General features: G+C 70.0%; 19 protein-coding genes and 3 tRNA genes. 11 read left to right on the top strand and 11 right to left on the bottom strand.

Going from position 1 to position 19,384, the window contains the following annotated elements:
- Window positions 1-8: 8 nt before the first annotated feature.
- Window positions 9-1,535 carry an amidophosphoribosyltransferase gene (gene purF, locus M4V62_RS22540; protein ID WP_249589045.1) on the bottom strand — a complete coding sequence of 509 codons (1,527 nt, stop codon included), beginning with the start codon at window positions 1,533-1,535 and terminating at the stop codon, window positions 9-11.
- A gap of 174 nt (window positions 1,536-1,709) precedes the next feature.
- Between purF and M4V62_RS43750 the strand changes: the two genes are divergently transcribed.
- The 3 genes from M4V62_RS43750 (at window position 1,710) to M4V62_RS22530 (ending at window position 4,832) form a co-directional block, all read left to right on the top strand.
- Complete coding sequence (locus M4V62_RS43750) at window positions 1,710-1,811, top strand: putative leader peptide (protein WP_344646327.1); 102 nt, start codon at window positions 1,710-1,712, stop codon at window positions 1,809-1,811.
- A gap of 87 nt (window positions 1,812-1,898) precedes the next feature.
- A complete protein-coding gene (locus M4V62_RS22535; RefSeq protein WP_249589044.1) occupies window positions 1,899-3,308 on the top strand; it encodes a sulfatase family protein in 1,410 nt (469 codons plus the stop codon).
- Between the two features lie 183 nt (window positions 3,309-3,491).
- Window positions 3,492-4,832, top strand: a complete 1,341-nt coding sequence (locus M4V62_RS22530) for an LPXTG cell wall anchor domain-containing protein (protein ID WP_249589043.1) — start codon at window positions 3,492-3,494, stop codon at window positions 4,830-4,832.
- On the opposite strand, the gene M4V62_RS22525 is transcribed toward M4V62_RS22530, so the two are convergent.
- From M4V62_RS22525 to purS, 8 genes are all read right to left on the bottom strand, one after another.
- Window positions 4,804-5,604 carry an META domain-containing protein gene (locus M4V62_RS22525; RefSeq protein ID WP_249589042.1) on the bottom strand — a complete coding sequence of 267 codons (801 nt, stop codon included), beginning with the start codon at window positions 5,602-5,604 and terminating at the stop codon, window positions 4,804-4,806. The genes M4V62_RS22530 and M4V62_RS22525 overlap by 29 nt on opposite strands.
- 60 nt (window positions 5,605-5,664) lie before the next feature.
- Window positions 5,665-6,459, bottom strand: a complete 795-nt coding sequence (locus M4V62_RS22520) for a maleylpyruvate isomerase family mycothiol-dependent enzyme (protein WP_249589041.1) — start codon at window positions 6,457-6,459, stop codon at window positions 5,665-5,667.
- A 9-nt stretch (window positions 6,460-6,468) separates the two neighbouring features.
- Window positions 6,469-7,107, bottom strand: coding sequence for a TetR/AcrR family transcriptional regulator (locus M4V62_RS22515; protein WP_249589040.1), 639 nt, complete (start codon window positions 7,105-7,107; stop codon window positions 6,469-6,471).
- Between the two features lie 5 nt (window positions 7,108-7,112).
- Window positions 7,113-7,955: a M23 family metallopeptidase gene (locus tag M4V62_RS22510; RefSeq protein WP_249589039.1), complete on the bottom strand. Its 843-nt coding sequence runs from the start codon at window positions 7,953-7,955 to the stop codon at window positions 7,113-7,115.
- 65 nt (window positions 7,956-8,020) lie between these two features.
- The gene (locus M4V62_RS22505; RefSeq protein ID WP_249589038.1) at window positions 8,021-8,521 is read right to left on the bottom strand and encodes an ArsR/SmtB family transcription factor; all 501 of its coding nucleotides are present in this window, start codon (window positions 8,519-8,521) and stop codon (window positions 8,021-8,023) included.
- 91 nt (window positions 8,522-8,612) lie between these two features.
- Window positions 8,613-10,862: a phosphoribosylformylglycinamidine synthase subunit PurL gene (gene purL / locus M4V62_RS22500; protein WP_249589037.1), complete on the bottom strand. Its 2,250-nt coding sequence runs from the start codon at window positions 10,860-10,862 to the stop codon at window positions 8,613-8,615.
- A complete protein-coding gene (gene purQ, locus M4V62_RS22495; protein WP_249589036.1) occupies window positions 10,862-11,542 on the bottom strand; it encodes a phosphoribosylformylglycinamidine synthase subunit PurQ in 681 nt (226 codons plus the stop codon). Before purQ ends, purL begins: the two co-directional genes overlap by 1 nt.
- Window positions 11,539-11,790, bottom strand: coding sequence for a phosphoribosylformylglycinamidine synthase subunit PurS (gene purS, locus M4V62_RS22490; protein ID WP_135332092.1), 252 nt, complete (start codon window positions 11,788-11,790; stop codon window positions 11,539-11,541). The genes purQ and purS overlap by 4 nt, the downstream gene beginning before the upstream one ends.
- A 345-nt stretch (window positions 11,791-12,135) precedes the next feature.
- Between purS and M4V62_RS22485 the strand changes: the two genes are divergently transcribed.
- The 8 genes from M4V62_RS22485 (at window position 12,136) to M4V62_RS22450 (ending at window position 16,763) form a co-directional block, all read left to right on the top strand.
- A complete protein-coding gene (locus tag M4V62_RS22485) occupies window positions 12,136-12,453 on the top strand; it encodes a histone-like nucleoid-structuring protein Lsr2 (protein WP_249589035.1) in 318 nt (105 codons plus the stop codon).
- 168 nt (window positions 12,454-12,621) lie between these two features.
- Window positions 12,622-12,693: transfer RNA gene (locus M4V62_RS22480), tRNA-Gly, on the top strand.
- 79 nt (window positions 12,694-12,772) lie between these two features.
- Window positions 12,773-12,848 (top strand) — tRNA-Gly (locus M4V62_RS22475).
- A 146-nt stretch (window positions 12,849-12,994) separates the two neighbouring features.
- The gene (locus tag M4V62_RS22470; protein ID WP_249589034.1) at window positions 12,995-13,966 is read left to right on the top strand and encodes an ABC transporter ATP-binding protein; all 972 of its coding nucleotides are present in this window, start codon (window positions 12,995-12,997) and stop codon (window positions 13,964-13,966) included.
- Window positions 13,963-14,766 (top strand): ABC transporter permease, encoded by an 804-nt coding sequence (locus M4V62_RS22465; RefSeq protein ID WP_249589033.1) that lies wholly within the window; start codon window positions 13,963-13,965, stop codon window positions 14,764-14,766. Before M4V62_RS22470 ends, M4V62_RS22465 begins: the two co-directional genes overlap by 4 nt.
- A 15-nt stretch (window positions 14,767-14,781) precedes the next feature.
- Complete coding sequence (locus M4V62_RS22460; RefSeq protein WP_249589032.1) at window positions 14,782-16,059, top strand: sensor histidine kinase; 1,278 nt, start codon at window positions 14,782-14,784, stop codon at window positions 16,057-16,059.
- A complete protein-coding gene (locus M4V62_RS22455; protein WP_249589031.1) occupies window positions 16,056-16,664 on the top strand; it encodes a response regulator transcription factor in 609 nt (202 codons plus the stop codon). The genes M4V62_RS22460 and M4V62_RS22455 overlap by 4 nt, the downstream gene beginning before the upstream one ends.
- A 23-nt stretch (window positions 16,665-16,687) precedes the next feature.
- A tRNA-Gly gene (locus M4V62_RS22450) sits at window positions 16,688-16,763 on the top strand.
- 52 nt (window positions 16,764-16,815) lie between these two features.
- On the opposite strand, the gene M4V62_RS22445 is transcribed toward M4V62_RS22450, so the two are convergent.
- Both M4V62_RS22445 and M4V62_RS22440 read right to left on the bottom strand, forming a co-directional pair.
- Window positions 16,816-17,712 carry a phosphoribosylaminoimidazolesuccinocarboxamide synthase gene (locus M4V62_RS22445; RefSeq protein WP_249589030.1) on the bottom strand — a complete coding sequence of 299 codons (897 nt, stop codon included), beginning with the start codon at window positions 17,710-17,712 and terminating at the stop codon, window positions 16,816-16,818.
- A gap of 117 nt (window positions 17,713-17,829) precedes the next feature.
- Window positions 17,830-19,323 carry a N,N-dimethylformamidase beta subunit family domain-containing protein gene (locus tag M4V62_RS22440; protein ID WP_249589029.1) on the bottom strand — a complete coding sequence of 498 codons (1,494 nt, stop codon included), beginning with the start codon at window positions 19,321-19,323 and terminating at the stop codon, window positions 17,830-17,832.
- Between the last annotated feature and the right edge of the window lie 61 nt (window positions 19,324-19,384).

Here is a 19,384-nt window from a genome sequence, read left to right as displayed (position 1 = left end):
CGGGTGGCTTACGGGCGACGGATCGCGTCGGCCGCTGCCGTGGACGCCGGACCGGCGGCCAGCTCCGTCTCCAGGAGCTGCTTGCCGAGCAGCTCGGGGTCGGGGAGGTCCATCGGGTACACGCCGTCGAAGCAGGCGCGGCACAGGTTCGGCTTGTCGATGGTCGTGGCCTCGATCATGCCGTCGATGGAGATGTACGAGAGGGAGTCGGCGCCCATGGACGTGGCGATCTCGTCGATCGTCATGCCGTTGGCGATGAGCTCGGCGCGGGTCGCGAAGTCGATGCCGAAGAAGCAGGGCCACTTCACGGGCGGCGAGGAGATCCGGATGTGGATCTCGGCGGCTCCGGCCTCGCGGAGCATCTTGACCAGGGCGCGCTGGGTGTTGCCGCGGACGATCGAGTCGTCGACGACGACAAGACGCTTGCCCTTGATGACTTCCTTGAGGGGGTTCAGCTTGAGACGGATGCCGAGCTGGCGGATCGTCTGCGAGGGCTGGATGAAGGTCCGGCCGACGTAGGCGTTCTTGACCAGTCCGGCGCCGAAGGGGATGCCGGATGCTTCCGCGTAACCGATCGCGGCGGGCGTTCCGGACTCCGGGGTCGCTATGACGAGGTCGGCTTCCGCCGGAGCTTCCTTCGCGAGTTTTCGGCCCATCTCGACGCGCGAGAGGTAGACGTTCCGGCCCGCGATGTCGGTGTCGGGGCGCGCCAGATAGACGTACTCGAAGACACAGCCCTTGGGCTTCGCTTCCGCGAAGCGGGACGTTCGCAGTCCGTTCTCGTCGACCGCGATGAACTCGCCGGGCTCGACCTCGCGGACGAAGCTGGCGCCGCAGATGTCCAGCGCCGCGGACTCCGATGCCACGACCCAGCCGCGCTCCAGGCGGCCGAGGACCAGCGGGCGGATGCCCTGCGGGTCGCGGGCCGCGTACAGCGTGTGCTCGTTCATGAAGACGAGGGAGAAGGCGCCCTGCACGTCCGGGAGGACCTTCTTGGCGGCTTCTTCGATGGTCAGCGGCTTGCCGTCGTCGTCCACCTGGCCCGCGAGGAGAGCCGTCACCAGGTCGGTGTCGTTGGTCGCCGCGACCTGGGTCGCGCGGCCGTTCTCCTTGGGCAGGTCGGCGACAAGATCGGCGAGCTGGGCCGTGTTGACGAGGTTGCCGTTGTGCCCGAGCGCGATGGAGCCGTGCGCGGTGGCACGGAACGTCGGCTGGGCGTTCTCCCAGACGGAGGCCCCGGTGGTCGAGTAGCGGGCGTGACCGACCGCGATGTGACCCTGGAGCGAGCTGAGAGAGGTTTCGTCAAAGACCTGGGATACGAGCCCCATGTCCTTGAAGACAAGGATCTGGGAGCCGTTGCTGACCGCGATTCCCGCGGACTCCTGGCCTCGATGCTGGAGGGCGTACAGCCCGAAGTAAGTGAGCTTGGCGACCTCTTCACCCGGAGCCCAGACACCGAAGACGCCGCAAGCGTCCTGGGGGCCTTTCTCGCCGGGGAGCAGATCATGATTGAGTCGACCGTCACCACGTGGCACGACACCGAGTGTAGGCGAGATCGACCACTGGTCCGAATTGGGGATACGGGCCCCGCACGGAGCGTGATGACGCTCCCGGTGCGTCCGTGGAGTACGCGTGGAGTACGAAGCCCTTGTGAACAGGTGAGCGGGAGCGTTGACAGGGGCGGGCGGGTCCCGTGAAGCTCCTGGTCCATGCCCCTGCAGCCCCTCGGTGACCCGACGGTCATCCTTGTGGAGCGCCGCCACGTCGACCTGGTCCGTGTCGCGAGCGCCATCTGTCGCAGCGCTGTCTGAGCTCACTCTCCGTCCCGCTTTTCCTCGCCTTTCCCGTCTCCGGGTACGTGCCCCTCGCCGCGCCGTGCCCCGATCAGGAGCACAGCCATGTCAGCGACGCCTTCGCACCACCCGTCCGCCCTGTCCCGACGCGCCTTCGGGGGCGCCGTGGGAGCCGGAGCCGCCGCCGCGGTGGGCCTGCCCGCCGCCGCCGAGGCCCGCGAGCGGCCCTTCCGCGCGGCCCCGGGCCGTGGCGCCAAGCGGCCCAACATCCTCTTCATCCTCGGCGACGACCTCGGCTGGGCCGACCTCTCCTCCTACGGGTCGCCGCACATCAAGACCCCCAACCTGGACCGCCTCGCGCGCCAGGGCGTGCGCTTCACCGACGCCTACTCGGGCTCGGCGACCTGCTCGCCGACCCGCTTCAGCCTCTACACCGGGCGCTTCCCGGGACGTACGAAGGGCGGGCTCGCCGAGCCCATCGCGGACAAGTCCGTGGGGCTGGAGCCGACCCACCCCACGCTGGCCTCGCTGCTGCGGGACGCCGGGTACGCGACCGCCCTGATCGGCAAGTGGCACTGCGGCTATCTGCCGGACTACTCGCCCACCCGATCGGGCTGGGACGAGTTCTTCGGGAACTTCGGCGGGGCCCTTGAGTACTACTCGAAGCTGGGGCTCGGCGGTGAGTACGACCTCTACGAGGGCGACGCGGAGTACAAGGACCTGCGCTACTACACGCGCATCCTGACCGAGCGGGCGAGCGAGTACGTCGGGCGGGACCACGGGGACAAGCCGTGGCTGCTCAATCTGAACTTCACCACCCCGCACTGGCCGTGGATAGCGGACGGCGACAAGGAGGAGAGCGCCGAGATCGTCCGCAGGATCAAGGCGGGCGAGAAGGGTGCGCTCTGGCACCAGGACGGCGGTTCCGTCGAGAAGTACACGGAGATGGTGCAGGACCTGGACCGGTCGGTCGGCGAGGTCCTGAAGGCCCTGAAGAAGTCCGGGCAGGAGCGGGACACCCTGGTGTTCTTCGCCTCCGACAACGGCGGCGAGCGCTTCTCGTACAACTGGCCCCTGTCGGGCAACAAGGCCTCGCTCCAGGAGGGCGGCATCCGCGTGCCGACCATCGTGCGGTGGCCCGCGCGGCTCGACGGCGGGCAGGTCAGCCACGAGCCGGTGTTCACCCCCGACTGGACGGCGACGCTGCTCGACATCGGCGGGGCGCGGCCCAACCCCGCGTACGCACTGGACGGGACCAGCCTCGCGCCCTATCTCCTCAAGGGCGAGGAGCTCGCCGAGCGTGAGCTGTTCTGGCGGGTGCGCGGGGAGCGGGCGCTGCGGCGCGGGGAGTGGAAGTACTACCGGGGCAAGGGCGGCAAGGACCAGCTCTTCAACCTCGCGGCGGACCAGCGGGAGCAGGCCGACCGGGCGCCGGACGAGCCGAAGCTGCTCGCCGAGCTGAAGGCGGCGTGGGAGAAGACGGACGGGGGGCTGCTGCCGTATCCGGCCGCGTGACCGGCTGCCGATCTGCCTCCGACCGGCTGCCTGAAGCCGAGCCGTCAGCCTGAACTGAGCCTTAAGCGCGGCCTAAGAAGCCTTCTTGGGGGTTCGCGTGGACCGAAGTGATCGCTAACGTGCCTCGCGCGCGCCCAAGTTGATCTACAGGCCCGCGCGAACCCCCACTCGGAAGGTCCCCCCATGAAGCCGTCCCCGCGCCTCTGCCTCATACCGGCCGCCGTGGCCGCCGCCCTGACCGCTGCCGCAGCCGCGCCCGCGCCCGCCGCCGACGAGCCTCAGCGGCGCGTCCAGGTCGCCATGGTCAACTTCACGGACAGCCGTATCCCGGACGCGGGCAAGCTCGAAATCGCCCTGAAGGACAACTACTTCGGCTCCACCGGCTCCCTCACCTCGTACTACAACGAGGTCACCGGAGGCGCGACCACCTTCAAGGCCGCCGAGGGCGACGGGGTCACCGGGCCCGTCGACATCGATCTCGCGGCCACCGGCTGCGACACCGGCAAGATCAACGACCTGACGCGCAAGGCCCTCGCCGCGAAGGGCGTCCCCGAGGACAGCTACGACCACCTGTCGCTCGTCTTCCCCTCGGAGAAGGCGGGCTGCGACTGGCTCGCGCTCGGCACCGTCGGCGGCGGCACCACCTGGATGCCCATCGGCGCCGACGGCAAGATGTCGATGACGGCCCTGGTCCACGAGTTCGGCCACAACTTCGGCTACAGCCACCACATGCGGCTCCGCTGCCCCGAAGGCGACCTGGGCGCCGGCTGCAAGGAGGACGGCACCAGCCACAAGACCCCGATGGGCGGCGGCGGTTGGGAGGCCGGGCTCACCTCGCCCGAGCTGCTCCACAACAAGTGGCTGACGGGTGGCGAGGTCGGAGAGGTCACCAAGTCGGCGACGTACACGCTGCGTCCGCTGTACGGGAGTGGCGGCGGGGTCCGTGCGCTCGACATCCCGCTGGGCGACGACCGCCTGGTCGTGGAGCTTCGGCACAAGTCGGGCACCGTCGACGGGGAGATCCAGGGCGTGCACGCCTACCGGGTGCCGGAGAAGGACTACACGAAGTCGGCGCTCATCGACCCGACGCCGGACGCCGACGAGTCCACCGGCGGCGAAGCCCCGGCCGACGCGGACGCGCTCAAGGCGGGGGCGACGCTGACGGACAAGGCCAGGAAGGTCGAGGTCAAGGTCGTCAAGGCGGCGGCGGACGCGGCGACGGTGCAGGTGAGCCTGGACGGGGTGGCGGCGCCTGCGGCTCCCGCGAAGGCCGCTGAGCCCGAGCCCGTGCGGGACGAGGCCGCGACGGCCCCCGGCGACGCTGCCGCACCCGATGACGCCGCAGCCCCCAACGACGCACGCCCCGAAGGCGGTTCCACCGAACTCGCCGAGACCGGCGGCGACTCCGACACCACGCTCGCCTACTCCATCGGCGGCGGCCTGATGCTCGCCTTCGGCGGGGCGTTCCTGCTGAAGTCCCGCACCCGCCGCGTCGCTACTTCTTCTGGTCGGCGTTCGCGCTGACGACCGTGCCGTCGGCCGCGGTGAGCGAGAGCCCGCCGTGGCTCAGGCGGTAACTCACCTTGCCGTCGAAGAGCTTGAGGAGCTTCTTCTCGGTGTCGCCCGCGGCCCCCTGGCACATCATCCGGGTGGTCCGCGGGGCGCCCAGGGTGATCTGCCCGTCCTTCACCTCCGCCTTGGCCGAGACGGTGTTGCAGCCGAGGTTGCCGCGAACGGTGCCGTCCTTGCCGAAGGTCAGATGGGCCTTGCCCTCCACTTCCTTCGGCAGGGGCGTCGCCGCCTTCTCGTCGCCGATGGCGTTCACCTTCCACTTGGTGCCCGTCAGCGGGACGTCCGGCTCCGAGGTGAGGGCCACGCGGTCTCCCTTGTCGGTGGTCAGCGTGAGCTTGTCCCCGTCGACCGCGGCCTTCAGGCCGCCCTTGCCGAGAGCGCCCTTGAAGGCGTCCTCGAAGTCGAGTTCGTCGCAGCCCCGCTTGGTGGAGATGGCGTTGGCGAAGTCGACGCTGTCGCCGTCCGTCGAGACGTCCGCGGAGAAGCCGTTGCAGCCGTAGTTGCCCTCGGCCTTCCCCTTGTCGCCGATCTTGACGTAGGCGTCGGCCGGGGCCTGCTGTTTCTTGCCGTCCACCGTGACGCTCTCGACGCTCCAGTGGACGCCGGTGAGGGACGGTTCGGACCCGACGGACCCGCTGCCGGATCCGGTCTCGGTGCCGCACGCGGTGAGCATGCCCGCGGCGGCCAGGGCCATGACGGTCGGAGTCAGTCGTTGCTTCTGCATGCCGCTGTGACGGGACAAGTGGGTGATCTGGTTCCCCTCCCGCCCGCCGGGCGGTTCCGGCTAGCTCATGACCGGCAGCAGCGCGGCGAGATCCGCCCGCTCCCCGCTCGCGCTGACCTTCGCCGCTTCGAGGGCCGTCTTCCAGTCGCTGCGCCCGGTCGCGAGGCGGATCCAGGTGAGCGGGTCCGTCTCGACGACGTTCGGCGGGGTGCCGCGGGTGTGCCGGGGCCCTTCCACGCACTGGACCACGGCGAACGGCGGGATCCTGACCTCGACGGCGCCGCCGGGCACCTTCACGGCGAGGGCGTCGGCGAGCAGCCGGGTGCAGGCGGCCAGGGCCTGCCGGTCGTACGGGACGTCCAGGCCCGGCACCGCGTCGTTCAGGTCGTCGGTGTGGACGATGAGTTCGACGGTCCGGGTGACCAGGAAGTCCTCCAGGGTCATCGCACCGAACCGGGTGGGCATGAGGCGCCCGGCCGTGACGTCGGGCAGCGCGGCCTCGAAATCGGCGAGCGTGCGCGTGTACAGCCCCGCCAGATCCTCCTGCGCGGCGAAGGCCCGCGACGCCTCGTCGACCTGCGCCGCGGCCGAGGCGGTCGCGAACGGCCAGTCCAGCAGGGCCACTTCGCGTGCCGCTGGCTCGGGCATGGCGAGGAAGCGGGTGGCGCCGCCGAGGGCCATCGTGAGGTGCGCGGCCAGCTCGCGGACGGTCCAGCTCCCGAGCCGGGTCGGCAGGGCGAGCTGCTCGGGCTCCAGGGCGCCGACCGCTTCCCGTACGTTCCCGAACTGGGCGAGCACGGCGGTGCGGATCTTGGCGGCGTCGTACGAGCGTGTGCGCTTCTTGGCCGGTGGCATGGGCCGAGCCTAATTCTTCCCGGGGTACCCCTGGAGACCCTTTTCCACCTGGCCGAAGACGCGCTCGGCGGACGCGGCGCAGTCCTTCGCGATCTCGTCGAGCGGGTCGTCGACGAGGCTGCGCTGGTGGTTCTCCATGATGAGCGCGTTCCGGGCGCCGATCAGCTGGGCGGCGGCGACGCGGGCGAGGAGCATGTCGCCCGTCTCCTCGGCGAGGGCGTCCGCGAGGAGCTGGACGCTGCGCATGTGGAAGCTCACCATGCGGTGCGCGAGGGTCGGTGTCTCGCTGATGAGCTGGCGCACCTTGAGGGTGCGCGGGTCGCCGCTGAGGCCGATCGAGGCGTCACGCCCGGTGACCTGCTCCAGGAACTGGCCGCGCAGCGCGGCGACCGCGGACTCCCCCGGCTGCCGCTCGCGCACCGCGCGAGCGGGATCGCCGACGTGCTCCTCCATGGGGCTGACGATCACGCCTTCCTTGGTGCCGAAGTAGTTGAAGACGGTCATCTTCGACACCTCGGCCGCCTCGGCGATCTCCGCTACGGAGACGTGGTCGAAGCCCCGCTCGGAACAGAGGTCCACGGCCGCCTGCCAGATCCGCGACGCGGTCTGTCTCTTCTTGCGCGCACGCAGCCCCAGCTCCTCAGTCATGCAGGTCACGGTACCGGGACGGCTTCTTCCCCCACCGTGAACGTCTCGCCGTTCGCGGGCACTCCGACCCCCCGCCAGCGGAACGGCACACCCCGCGCGGTGTCCAGGTCGGGGCCGTCCATCAGCTGGAAGTGCACGTGGGGTTCGGTGGTGTTGCCGGAGTTCCCGCAGCGGGCGATGGCCTGCCCGGCGACGACCTTGTCCCCCGCGCGGACCGCGAGCGAACCCTGCTGGACGTGGGCGTACACGGCGTACGTCCCCTCACCGAGGTCGAGCACGATGTGGTTGCCGACGACGCGGCGGGCTCCGCCCAGGGTCCTGCCGATGCCCTCGATGATGAACAAGTAGGCATACGCGAGGAGGGAGTTGCGGCTGAGGTGGTCGCGCTGACCGTCCTCGGCATGTACGACGGTCGCGTCGGCGACGCCCAGGAGCGGGGCCCCGAAGGCGGGGAAGGCCTTGTTGCCCCGCGCGACGGGCCAGAGCCAGGCGAAGGCGGGACGCTCCCCGCCCTCCGGCTCGGCCACGATGTCGATCGCGTAGGTCTGCCCGAGGCCGTGCGTGCCGTGGCTCGGCACCTTGTCGGCGGGGCTGTTCAGGGCGGTCCAGCGGCCGGTGACGGGCGGGGCGATCTCCACGGGGGCCGGGGGCTCGGCCCGGGCGGCCCGGTGCCGGCGGGCCGCCCGGCCGAGCACGACGGTGAGGACGACGAAGCAGGCCGCGGGGATCACGCCCCACCAGGAGGGATAGGGCAGCTCCACGAAGAGCCCGGCGATCACGTGGACGAGGACGACGAGCAACAGCAGCCGCTGAAGCAGCACCGCGATCTTGCGCAGACGTACGGACATGATGGTTCCCCCAGTGTCAGTGGCGCCGGTGATCGGTGATCGGCGGCCGGTGGTCAGTGGTCGGTTCAGGGCCGCGAGGCGGAGAGCACCACGAGCAGCGGGACGACCCGCCCCGCGGGAACCTCGTGCCGCCCGCGCCCCGTGGCGTGCAGCCAGCCCGCGCCGGTCAGTTGGCGCAGGTGGTGGTAGATCTGGCCGGTCGTGCCGATCTCTTCCAGTTCCGCGAGCTCGGCCGCGGTGCGCCGGCCGCCGAGGATCTCCCGCAGGAGCCTCAGCCGCACGGGATGCCCGAGCGCGGCGAACGACTCCGCGGCCTCGGACCAGTCGTCACCGAGGAGCTGCTCGGTGGTGTGGCCGTACTGCCACTCGTACCGCTCGCCCGTCGGCACGCGCACCGCTCCGGTGAACACGACGGCGCCGTCCGGGACCCGCGCCTCGGGCAGTCGGGCCTTCAGCGCCTCCAGGGCCCAGAAGTCACCCTCGCCCACGGCTGGCGTACTGGCCCCCGCGCTCTCCAGCTCCGCCATGCGCCGTTCCAGCTCGGCGACGCGCTCTTCCAGATCCATGGAGCAAGTATTACGTAATTACGTAATCGCCTGCAAGGGCACGAAGCCCCCGCCCGGACCAGGTCCGAACGGGGGCTCGCGGCAGTGATCGTCAGGCGAAGAGCCCCGGAAGGGTTCCCTCGTGCGCCTCGCGGATCTCGCCGAGCGTCAGCGTGAACTCGCCCTGCAGCTCCACGGCGTCACCGTCGACCACACCGATGCGCGTCGCGGGAAGGCCCCGCGCCCCGCACATGTCGGTGAAGCGCAGCTCCTCGCTCCGCGGCACGGAGACGACCGCGCGCCCCGCCGACTCGGAGAACAGGAGGGTGAACGCGTCCAGACCGTCCGGGACGACCAGGCGCGCGCCCTTCCCGCCGCGGAGGCAGGACTCGGCGACGGCCTGCGCGAGGCCGCCGTCCGAGAGGTCGTGCGCCGCGTCGATCATGCCGTCGCGCGAGCCCGAGATCAGGATCTCGGCGAGCAGCCGCTCACGCTCCAGGTCGACCTTCGGGGGAAGCCCGCCGAGGTGGTCGTGGACGACCTGCGACCAGGCCGAGCCGCCGAACTCCTCGGTGGTGTCACCGAGGAGGTAGAGCAGCTGGCCCTCTTCGGCGAAGGCGATCGGCGTGCGCCGCGCGACGTCGTCGATCACACCGAGGACGGAGACGACGGGCGTCGGGTGGATCGCCGCCTCACCGGTCTGGTTGTAGAGGGAGACATTGCCGCCGGTCACCGGGGTGCCCAGGATCTGGCAGGCGTCGGCGAGGCCACGGGTGGTCTCGGCGAACTGCCACATGACGTCCGGGTCCTCGGGCGAACCGAAGTTCAGGCAGTCCGACACGGCGAGCGGCTTGGCGCCGGTCGCGGCGACGTTGCGGTACGCCTCCGACAGGGCGAGCTGCGCGCCGGCGTACGGGTCGAGCTTCGAGTAGCGGCCGTTGCCGTCGTTGGCGAGGGCGACACCGAGGCCGGTCTTCTCGTCGATGCGGACCATGCCGGAGTCCTCGGGCTGCGCGAGCACCGTGTTGCCCTGCACGAAACGGTCGTACTGGTCCGTCACCCACGCCTTGGAGGCCTGGTTCGGCGACGCGACGACCGCGAGGACCTGCTCGCGCAGCTCGTCCGAACTCGCCGGGCGGGCCAGCTTGTTGGCGTCGTCCGCCTGGAGGGCGTCCTGCCACTTCGGCCGCGCGTAGGGGCGCTCGTAGACCGGGCCGTCGTGGGCGACGGTGCGCGGGTCGAGGTCGACGATCTTCTCGCCGTGCCAGAAGATCTCAAGCCGGTCGCCGTCGGTCACTTCACCGACGACGGTGGCGATGACGTCCCACTTCTCGCAGATGGCGAGGAAGCGCTCGACCTTCTCCGGCTCGACGACCGCGCACATGCGCTCCTGCGACTCACTCATGAGGATCTCCTCGGGAGTGAGCGTGGAGTCGCGAAGCGGTACGTCGTCGAGCTCGACGCGCATGCCGCCGGAGCCGTTGGACGCCAGCTCGGAGGTCGCACAGGAAAGTCCGGCCGCACCGAGGTCCTGAATACCCACGACCAGCTTCTCGGCGAAGGCCTCCAGGGTGCACTCGATGAGGAGCTTCTCCTGGAAGGGGTCGCCGACCTGGACGGCGGGACGCTTCGACGGCTTGGTGTCGTCGAAGGTCTCGCTCGCCAGGATCGAGGCACCGCCGATGCCGTCGCCGCCGGTGCGGGCCCCGTAGAGGATGACCTTGTTGCCGGGGCCGCTGGCCTTCGCGAGGTGGATGTCCTCGTGCCGCATCACACCGATCGCACCGGCGTTGACCAGCGGATTGCCCTGATAGCAGGCGTCGAAGACGAGCTCGCCGCCGATGTTCGGCAGGCCCAGGCAGTTGCCGTAGCCGCCGATGCCCGCGACGACACCCGGCAGGACACGCTTCGTGTCGGGGTGGTCGGCGGCGCCCATCCGCAGCGGGTCCACGACCGCGACCGGGCGTGCGCCCATCGCGATGATGTCGCGGACGATGCCGCCGACACCGGTGGCCGCGCCCTGGTAGGGCTCGACGTACGAGGGGTGGTTGTGCGACTCGACCTTGAAGGTGACCGCATAGCCGTTGCCGACGTCGACGACACCGGCGTTCTCGCCGATGCCGACGAGCATCGCGTCGTTCTCGGGGGCCTTCTCGCCGAACTGGCGCAGGTGGACCTTGCTGCTCTTGTACGAGCAGTGCTCGGACCACATGACGGAGTACATGGCGAGCTCGGCGCCGGTGGGACGGCGGCCCAGGATCTCGCGTACGCGCGCGTACTCGTCTTCCTTCAGGCCCAGTTCGGCCCAGGGCAGCTTGACCTCGGGGGTCTCGGCGGCGTGCTTGACGGTGTCCAGAGTCATCAGACGTTGACCAGCTTCTTCAGGATCGAGGTGAAGAATCCCAGGCCGTCCGTGCCACCGGTCCCGACCAGCGGCTCGACGGCGTGCTCGGGGTGCGGCATGAGGCCCACGACGTTGCCCGCGGCGTTCGAGACACCGGCGATGTCGCGCAGCGACCCGTTCGGATTCACGTCCAGGTAGCGGAAGACGACCCGCCCCTCGGCCTCGAGCATGTCCAGGGTCCGCTCATCGGCGACGTAACGGCCGTCGATGTTCTTCAGCGGTACGGAGATCTCCTGGCCGGCCGCGTAATCGGCGGTCCAGGCGGTGTCGGCCGTCTCCACGCGCAGCTTCTGGTCGCGGCAGATGAAGTGCAGGTGGTTGTTCTTCAGCATCGCGCCGGGCAGCAGGTGCGACTCGGTGAGCACCTGGAAGCCGTTGCAGATGCCGAGAACCGGCATACCGGCCTTCGCCTGCTCGATGACCGACTCCATGACGGGCGAAAACCGTGAAATGGCCCCGGCCCGCAGATAGTCGCCGTACGAGAATCCACCGGGAAGCACCACGGCGTCGACCTGCTTCAGGTCCTTGTCCCGGTGCCAGAGCGGCACGGCTTCGGCGCCGGCGACGCGGACGGCGCGCTGGGTGTCGCGGTCGTCGAGCGTTCCGGGGAAAGTGACGACTCCGATTCGAGCAGTCACTTCTCTTCCTCCACCTTTACGAAGAAGTCCTCGATCACGGTGTTGGCGAGGAAGGTTTCCGCCATCTCGTGGATACGGGCGAGGGCCGCGTCATCGACGGGCCCGTCCACCTCGAGTTCGAAGCGCTTTCCCTGACGTACGTCGGCGATCCCCTTGAATCCGAGGCGCGGCAGTGCACGCTGCACCGCCTGGCCCTGGGGGTCGAGGATCTCCGGCTTGAGCATGACGTCGACTACGACGCGTGCCACTGGCACTCCCGGTGTGTGGTGCTGGCTGAGCGGTCCCTTCAGACTACCCGCACAAAAATTCTACTCGCGTAGATTCGTAGAAACCTACGTGAGGACGGTCACGTTCCTACCCCTACTCATGTATCGAACAGGGCACCTTCGCGAAAAATCCCGGAAAAGATCACGCATCACCATTGCGTCCGGACACGCGGGCGGATTTAGTCGGGCTTCACAATGCAATGCCGGGCACTGTACAAAGGAAAAGGCATTAGCCGATGCTTTGCACATAACAGTGCCCCATAACAGCCGGACAGTCGGCATCACCGCACGTCAACGCGGTAGAGCCGCACGAAGGGACCGATATTCGTGGCGCAGCGTGTCGTGGTCACTCTCTCTGACGACATCGACGGCGGGGATGCGGCGGAGACGATCGCCTTCGGTCTTGACGGCAGGTCGTACGAGATCGACCTCAATCAAACCAATGCCAAGAAACTGCGCAAGGCACTTGCCCCGTACCTGGACGCCGCCCGCAAGCAGTCCAAGTCCGGCAAGGCCTTCAAGCACACGACGGTGGCCGCGAACCCGGCGGCCGTACGCGCCTGGGCCCGCTCGCACCAGATGGACGTGCCGCCGCGCGGCCGCATCCCGAAGAAGGTCTACGAAGCCTTCGAGGCGGCCAACTGACGCTCGGAGGACGGCCGACCGACGCTCGGAGGACGGCCGACCGACCTGGGCCGACGCCCGGCCAGGAGGGCCCCTCGGCAACCGACTTGACCTGCACCCCCGACGGTCGGCTAAAGTCTGGAGCACGCCGAGGGGCAAGGCCGAAAGGCCCGAACCTCACGGAGTCTTGCGGGTGTAGTTCAGTAGTAGAACATCCCCCTTCCAGGGGGAAGGCGCAGTGTGCAATTCCTGTCACCCGCTCTGCATCGCCGATCAGGCACTCTTTCGAGTGCGGTAGGCTGGTGCTCGCGCCGATCAGTGAGAGCTGGTCGGAGGCAATGCGAACGTAGCTCAGTTGGTAGAGCGCAACCTTGCCAAGGTTGAGGTCGCGAGTTCGAACCTCGTCGTTCGCTCCAGAGAAGAAGGCCCCGGTCATCACGACCGGGGCCTTCTTCGTGTGTGCCCCCTGCCTCCTCTCTGTTGATCGCCTTCTGACATTTGTCATGCGAGCCGGTGACAGCGCGCACTGCTCCGGCGCCCGGGGCCGGGGGACGCTCTTCTCATGACTGACCAAGTGATCGACGTGACCGATCTGCGGCGCGTGTACGGGGGCGGTTTCGAGGCGGTCCGGGGAGTCTCGTTCTCCGTCGGACGAGGTGAGCTCTTCGCACTGCTCGGGACCAACGGCGCCGGCAAGACCTCCACCCTCGAACTCCTCGAAGGGCTCGCCGCACCCGCCGGGGGGCGGGTGCGGGTGCTCGGGCACGATCCGTACGCCGCGCGGGGTGCCGTGCGCCACCGGATCGGTGTGATGCTCCAGGAGGGCGGCTTTCCCTCCGAACTGACGGTCACGGAGACCGTGCGGATGTGGGCGGGGTGCACCAGCGGCGCCCGTCCCGCCGCGGAGGCCCTGGAGATCGTGGGGCTCGGCAAGCGGGCCGGCGTACGCGTGAAGATGCTGTCCGGGGGTGAGAAGCGGCGGCTCGATCTCGCGACGGCGCTCATCGGCCGGCCCGAGGTGCTCTTCCTCGACGAACCGACGACCGGACTCGACGCCGAAGGGCGCCGCGAGACCTGGGAGTTGGTGCGGGCCCTGCGCGACAACGGCACGACCGTGCTGCTCACCACGCACTACCTCGAAGAGGCCGAGAACCTCGCCGACCGGCTCGCGATCATGCACGAGGGGCGGATCGCTGCCGAGGGACGGGTCGCCGACGTGGTGGCACAGCAGCCCTCGCAGGTCTCCTTCGAACTGCCCACCGGGTACTTCGTCGGGGATCTGCCGCCGCTGGGCGAGCTCGGCGTGAGCGACCACGAGGTGGTCGGGCAGCGGGTCCGGCTGCGTACGCACGAATTGCAGCGGGCGGCCACGGGGCTGCTGCTGTGGGCGCGGGACGCGAACGTCGAACTCGGCCGGCTCGACGTACGGGCGGCTTCGCTGGAGGAGGCGTTCCTGCGCATCGCGCGGGACGCCGAGGGTGCCGCGGATGCGGCTGGTGTGGCCGGTGTGGCGCGGAAGGAGACGGTGGCATGAGTGGCATCAGTACGGCGACGGTGGCGAGAGCCGCGACGACGACCCCCGTGGGGAGGATGCGGGCGCTGGCGCGGGCCGAGCTGACGCTGCTCGGGCGCACCAAGGGGACGTTGTTCGCCGCCCTCTTCGTGCCGCTCGCGATGCCGTTCAGCCTGCGCCAGGTCGCCGACAGCATGGACCTGAAGGGCAACGGGCTCTCCATCGGGGCCGTCGTGGTGCCCGGAGCCATCGGCTTCTCCCTGCTCTTCGCCGTCTACTCCGCGCTGGTCACCGTCTTCGCCGCCCGCCGCGAGGAGCTCGTACTGAAGCGGCTGCGCACCGGTGAGCTGCGGGATCCGGAGATCCTTGCCGGGGCCGCGCTGCCCTCCGTCGCCATCGGCCTGACGCAGTGCGTCGTCCTCGCGATCGCCTGTGCCGCGCTGCTCGACGCCGGGGCGCCGAGCGCACCTCATCTCGCCGTGATCGGCGTGCTCCTCGGCCTGGTGATGTTCGGCGCCCTCGGCGCGGTCACCGCCAGTTTCAGCAGGTCCGTGGAGTCGGCGCAGGTCATGGCCATGCCCCTGACGTTCGCGTCGATGTTCGGCTCGGGCCTGTTCGTCCCCTTCGAGGTCATGCCCGACAAGCTCGCAGCGGTCTGCGAGCTCCTTCCGCTGAGCCCGGTGATCACGCTGGTGCGCGGCGGCTGGACCGGGGAGCTCTCCGGGGCCGAGACGCTCGGCGCCCTGGCGACCGCTGTGGCCTGGACCGTGGTCTCGGTGTTTGCTGTACGACGGTGGTTCCGCTGGGAACCCCGGCGTTGAGGAAGGGGTCACGTGGTGGTCGGCCGAATCCGGGGGCTCAAGCGCGGCTGGCATGAGCGGAGCAAGATCGAGAAGGTCGAGTTCCAGAGCATGGCCATGTGGCACGCCATGCCCTGGCTCTTCTTCTTCAGCTGGGGCTCGGTGCCGCTGGGCGTGAGCCTGCGGCACGAGACACTGCCGCTGGTCCTCGGCTGCTCGCTGATCGGGGTGGCCGTCCTGAGTTGCGTCCACGTCAACCGCACACTGCGCCGCTCCCTCGATCACTACTTGAAGCGCGCGGAGCCACCGCGCCTCGACCTCGCCGTGGCGTTCGCGCTCATGGTCGTCGTGCTGGGCCTCGTGCTCGCCCTGCAGGCCGTGGGCGGGGTCAAGGAGGAGACGCTCGTCCTCGCCACGATGTTCGTGGTGATGCCCTACGGACAGTCGCTGGCCTTCGCCGTTCCGATCCGCACCTTCCTCATCCGGTTCGCCGTGATCGACACCGCGATCGTGGCCGGGTTCGCCGCGGTCGGCGTACGCGACGGGCGGCTCGTGGGCACGGCCCTTCTGGTCGCCTTCGGCGCGCTGGTCTCCCTGCTGTCCTCGCGCTGCGGCGCCTGGACGCTCTCCGTGATGTGGGAGGCCGACCGGGCCCGCGAGGTCGAGGCGCGGCTCGCGGTCGCCGAGGAGCGGCTGCGGTTCGGGCGTGACCTGCACGACGTGATGGGGCGCAACCTCGCCGTCATCGCGCTGAAGAGCGAGCTGGCCGTGCAGCTGGCGAAGCGGGGGCGGCCCGAGGCCGTCGACCAGATGGTCGAGGTGCAGCGGATCGCGCAGGAGTCACAGCGGGAGGTACGGGAAGTGGTGCGGGGGTATCGGGAGGCCGACCTCGCGGCCGAACTCGCCGGTGCGCAAGGAGTCCTTGAGGCGGCGGGGATCGACTGCCGGGTGAGCGGGTCGTCGGCGGGGCTTCCGGTTGCCGTGCAGTCCGCCCTGGGGTGGGTCGTGCGGGAGGCGACCACCAATGTGCTGCGGCACGGGGATCCGCAGCGGTGCGACATCACCCTGGCGATCAGCGACGACCGTACGACGCTGGTCGTCGAGAACGACGGGGTGCCCGAGGCCATGCCGGAGGGCAGCAAGGGGTCCGGCCTCGCCGGGCTCCGGGAGCGGCTCGCCGCGGTGGACGGGACGCTGGACTTCGCGTCACGGGACGGACGGTTCCGCCTCGCCGCACAGGTGCCGCTCGCCCGCCCCGGGCAGGACGGCCCCCGACGGGTCCGCCATCAGGAAGCCGAAAGGGTCGCGCCATGAGCCTGCGTGTGCTGCTCGCCGACGACGAGCACCTCATCCGCGGCGCACTCGCCGCGCTCCTCGCGCTTGAGGACGATCTTGTCGTGGTCGCCGAGGCCGCCTCGGGGCCCGAGGCGCTCGCCATGGCGCGGGCCCACCGGCCCGATGTGGCCGTGCTCGACCTGGAGATGCCGGGCGCCGACGGTGTGACGGTGGCCACATCGCTGCGGGACGAACTGCCGCACTGCCGCACCATGATCGTGACGAGTCATGGCAGACCGGGGCATCTCAAGCGGGCGCTCGCGGTGGGGGTGCGGGGCTTCGTGCCGAAGACCGTGAGCGCGCAGCGCCTCGCCGAGATCATCCGCACCGTTCACGCTGGTAACCGCTATGTGGACCCGGAGTTGGCCGCCGACGCGATCTCCGCCGGGGACTCGCCACTGACCGCCCGCGAGGCCGAAGTGCTCGAACTGGCCGCCGACGGCGCGCCCGTCGCGGAGATCGCCGAGCGGGCCGCGCTGTCCCAGGGGACCGTCCGCAACTACCTCTCGTCGGCCGTCACGAAGACCGGGGCGGAGAACCGTCATGCCGCGGTGCGTCTCGCACGCGAGCGGGGTTGGGTATAGTTGTCCTCGCGCTTCGGCGCAGCGCGGACGTAGCTCAGTTGGTAGAGCGCAACCTTGCCAAGGTTGAGGTCGCCAGTTCGAACCTGGTCGTCCGCTCCACAGAGAAAACCCCCGGTGCCTCTCGGCGCCGGGGGTTTCTTCGTGCTTGTCGCTACCAGGCCATGCCCGTCAGACGCTCGTACGCCTCGATGTACTTGGCGCGCGTGGCGTCCACCACGTCCTGCGGGAGCGGGGGCGGCGGCTGCTCGCTCTTGCGGTCCCAGCCGGAGGCCGGCGAGGTCAGCCAGTCGCGGACGAACTGCTTGTCGAACGACGGCTGGGCGCGGCCCGGCTGCCAGCTGTCCGCGGGCCAGAAGCGGGACGAGTCCGGGGTGAGAACCTCGTCGGCGATGACGAGGTCCTCTCCCTCGAAGCCGAACTCGAACTTCGTGTCGGCGAGGATCACACCGCGGTCGCGGGCGATGTCGCGGGCCCGGCCGTAGACCGCGAGGGTCGCCTGGCGGAGCTGGGCCGCCGTGTCCGCGCCCACCTGGCGGGCCACTTCCTCGTAACTCACGTTCTCGTCGTGCTCGCCGACCTCCGCCTTCGTGGCGGGTGTGAAGATCGGGGCGGGCAGCTCCGAGCCGTCGCTGAGGCCGTCGGGCAGCGCGAGGCCGCAGACGGTGCGGGTTTCGTTGTACTCGACCAGGCCCGAGCCCGTGAGGTAGCCGCGGGCGACGCACTCGACCGGGACCATCGCCAGGGACTTGCAGACCGTGGTGCGGCCCTCCCAGTCGGCGGGGGCGCCGGCCGGTACTTCGGTGGAGATGACATGGTTCGGGACGAGGTCGGCGAGCTGGTCGAACCACCACAGGGAGAGCTGCGTGAGGACCCTGCCCTTGTCAGGGATCTCCGAGGGCAGCACCCAGTCGTAGGCGGACATGCGGTCGCTCGCGACCATCACGAGGTCGCCCGCCTCGTTCCGGTACAGGTCGCGCACCTTGCCGGTGTGCACATGCACCAGGCCCGGCACCTGAAGCGGCTCGGGCTTTTCTACGAATCCGGACACGGTTCCTCCCCGTGGTTCTGACTGAATGCTGCTGATTCTCCCGCATGGGGAGGCAGCTTTTGGCCAGGGGTTGTCCCGAAGGCGCCAGGGGCTGCCCCGGGAGCGGATGGACGGTCCTCAGTCCCGTTTGCAGATGCGGTCCAGGAGGTTGGCCGTGGCGCGCTGGACACGGGTGTCCACATGGCCGGGGCGGTCGAGCGCCGGGGACCAGGCGAAGGTGCCCGAGGCGAAGACCAGGGCGCCGGAGGGCGCGCGGTAGAGGGACGACTCCTGGTGGCGGGTGGCGCCGTCGGAGTCCTCGTACGGAGAGTGCGCGAGGAGGATGCGGCCCTGGTGCTCCGGGAGCGCGGTGCGCGGGAAATAGCGGTCGGCCTCGCCCGCGACCAGGCCCTCGATCTCGTCCCCCTCGTGCGCGCCGGTCGCCTCCCACAGCCAGTGGTCGGCGTTGCGCACGACGAGGGGTGCGGGCTCAGGGACCCGGCCCGCGTACTGGATGCCCAGGAGTTGCTGTTCGGCCTTGTCCTGCTCGCGCCAGAGGGTCGGCTTTCCGGGGCCGCCCCGCTTGCGGCAGGTCAGCAGGCGGTCCGCCACGCCGGACGGGGAAGGGCCCAACTCCACTTGCCAGTACATCGTGTTGGCGGAGAGGAAGACGAGGGACGTGCCGTGCTCGCGGGCCTTCTCCGTGGTGCGGCGCATGTTCGACGACCAGTACTCGTCGTGGCCCGGGAAGACCAGGCCTCGGTAGCGGGTCGGATCGATGCGGCCCGCGTGCAGGTCGCGGGTGTCGGCGTACGCGAGGTCGTAGCCGTACCGCTCGGCCCAGCGGATGAAGTCGTAGGCGTGGCCCACGTGCAGGGGCAGGCCCGCGCCCGCGTACGGACGGTCGAAGGAGACCGTGTGGGCGGCCTCGCTCTCGCCCAGGAGGCGGCCCTTCTCGTCCCATGCGTGGTAGAGGCTGGCGCCCGTGCGGCCGTCCTCGGGGTAGAGGTTGTACGCCTGCCAGGTGATGTCCGGCAGGAGCAGGAGCAGATCGGCCCGGTGGTCGTCGCGGACCGTGAACGGGACGTGCGAGCGATAGCCGTCGACCGTCGTGAGCACCGCCACGTACGCCCCGACGCTCCAGTAACTCGGGATCTGCAGACGCCAGGAGAGCCACCAGTGGTGGCAGGAGACCGTGCGGTCGGCGGTGAGCGGGGGCGGCTGGACGATGCCGGAGAGGCGCGGGCTCGTGGTGATCTTGCTGGCGCCGTCTCCGCCGTAGTGCCCGATGCGGTAGATGTCGACGCTGAACTGCTGGGGCGGGTCCACCGTCACGTGGAAGTCGATCGCCTCGCCGGGGGCCGCGGCGCCGGTGGACGCGAAGCCCTTGATCTGGCCGTGCACGTCGTCGGCGGTGCGGGGGCCGTTCGTACGGGTGCGGTTGCGGGGCGCGGGGATGTTCTGCGCGCCGGGTGACGGAGCGTGGTCGACGTACCAGGGGACGACCTGGCCCGTGTCGTCGAAGTAGTGCTCGGCGCCTCGGAGCCAGGGCAGAGGCCCTTGGCCGAAGGGGTCGGTCACGGCGTGCGCCAAGGCGCCCGATTCCCACCTGCGGATCTGCTCCGACCCCATGTGTACCCCTCCCTCGCTGCTCCCCCGAGATTGCTCTGCGCGCTGTCCCTGTGTGGTGCCG

The sequence above is a fragment of the Streptomyces durmitorensis genome (genome assembly GCF_023498005.1).
Classification (GTDB): domain Bacteria; phylum Actinomycetota; class Actinomycetes; order Streptomycetales; family Streptomycetaceae; genus Streptomyces; species Streptomyces durmitorensis.
Note: the sequence above shows the minus strand (reverse complement) of the source record. Positions and strands in the feature narration are given on the sequence as shown.

Excerpts from the sequence above, each read along its gene's own strand:
- M4V62_RS22530 (WP_249589043.1), top strand. The coding sequence starts at position 3,492 with ATGAAGCCGTCCCCGCGCCTCTGCCTCATACCGGCCGCCGTGGCCGCC.
- purL (WP_249589037.1), bottom strand. The coding sequence starts at position 10,862 with ATGACTCTGGACACCGTCAAGCACGCCGCCGAGACCCCCGAGGTCAAG.
- M4V62_RS22440 (WP_249589029.1), bottom strand. The coding sequence starts at position 19,323 with ATGGGGTCGGAGCAGATCCGCAGGTGGGAATCGGGCGCCTTGGCGCAC.
- M4V62_RS22535 (WP_249589044.1), top strand. The coding sequence starts at position 1,899 with ATGTCAGCGACGCCTTCGCACCACCCGTCCGCCCTGTCCCGACGCGCC.
- M4V62_RS22510 (WP_249589039.1), bottom strand. The coding sequence starts at position 7,955 with ATGTCCGTACGTCTGCGCAAGATCGCGGTGCTGCTTCAGCGGCTGCTG.
- M4V62_RS22455 (WP_249589031.1), top strand. The coding sequence starts at position 16,056 with ATGAGCCTGCGTGTGCTGCTCGCCGACGACGAGCACCTCATCCGCGGC.
- M4V62_RS22470 (WP_249589034.1), top strand. The coding sequence starts at position 12,995 with ATGACTGACCAAGTGATCGACGTGACCGATCTGCGGCGCGTGTACGGG.
- M4V62_RS22505 (WP_249589038.1), bottom strand. The coding sequence starts at position 8,521 with ATGGATCTGGAAGAGCGCGTCGCCGAGCTGGAACGGCGCATGGCGGAG.
- M4V62_RS22515 (WP_249589040.1), bottom strand. The coding sequence starts at position 7,107 with ATGACTGAGGAGCTGGGGCTGCGTGCGCGCAAGAAGAGACAGACCGCG.
- M4V62_RS22525 (WP_249589042.1), bottom strand. The coding sequence starts at position 5,604 with ATGCAGAAGCAACGACTGACTCCGACCGTCATGGCCCTGGCCGCCGCG.
- M4V62_RS22465 (WP_249589033.1), top strand. The coding sequence starts at position 13,963 with ATGAGTGGCATCAGTACGGCGACGGTGGCGAGAGCCGCGACGACGACC.
- M4V62_RS22520 (WP_249589041.1), bottom strand. The coding sequence starts at position 6,459 with ATGCCACCGGCCAAGAAGCGCACACGCTCGTACGACGCCGCCAAGATC.
- M4V62_RS43750 (WP_344646327.1), top strand. The coding sequence starts at position 1,710 with ATGCCCCTGCAGCCCCTCGGTGACCCGACGGTCATCCTTGTGGAGCGC.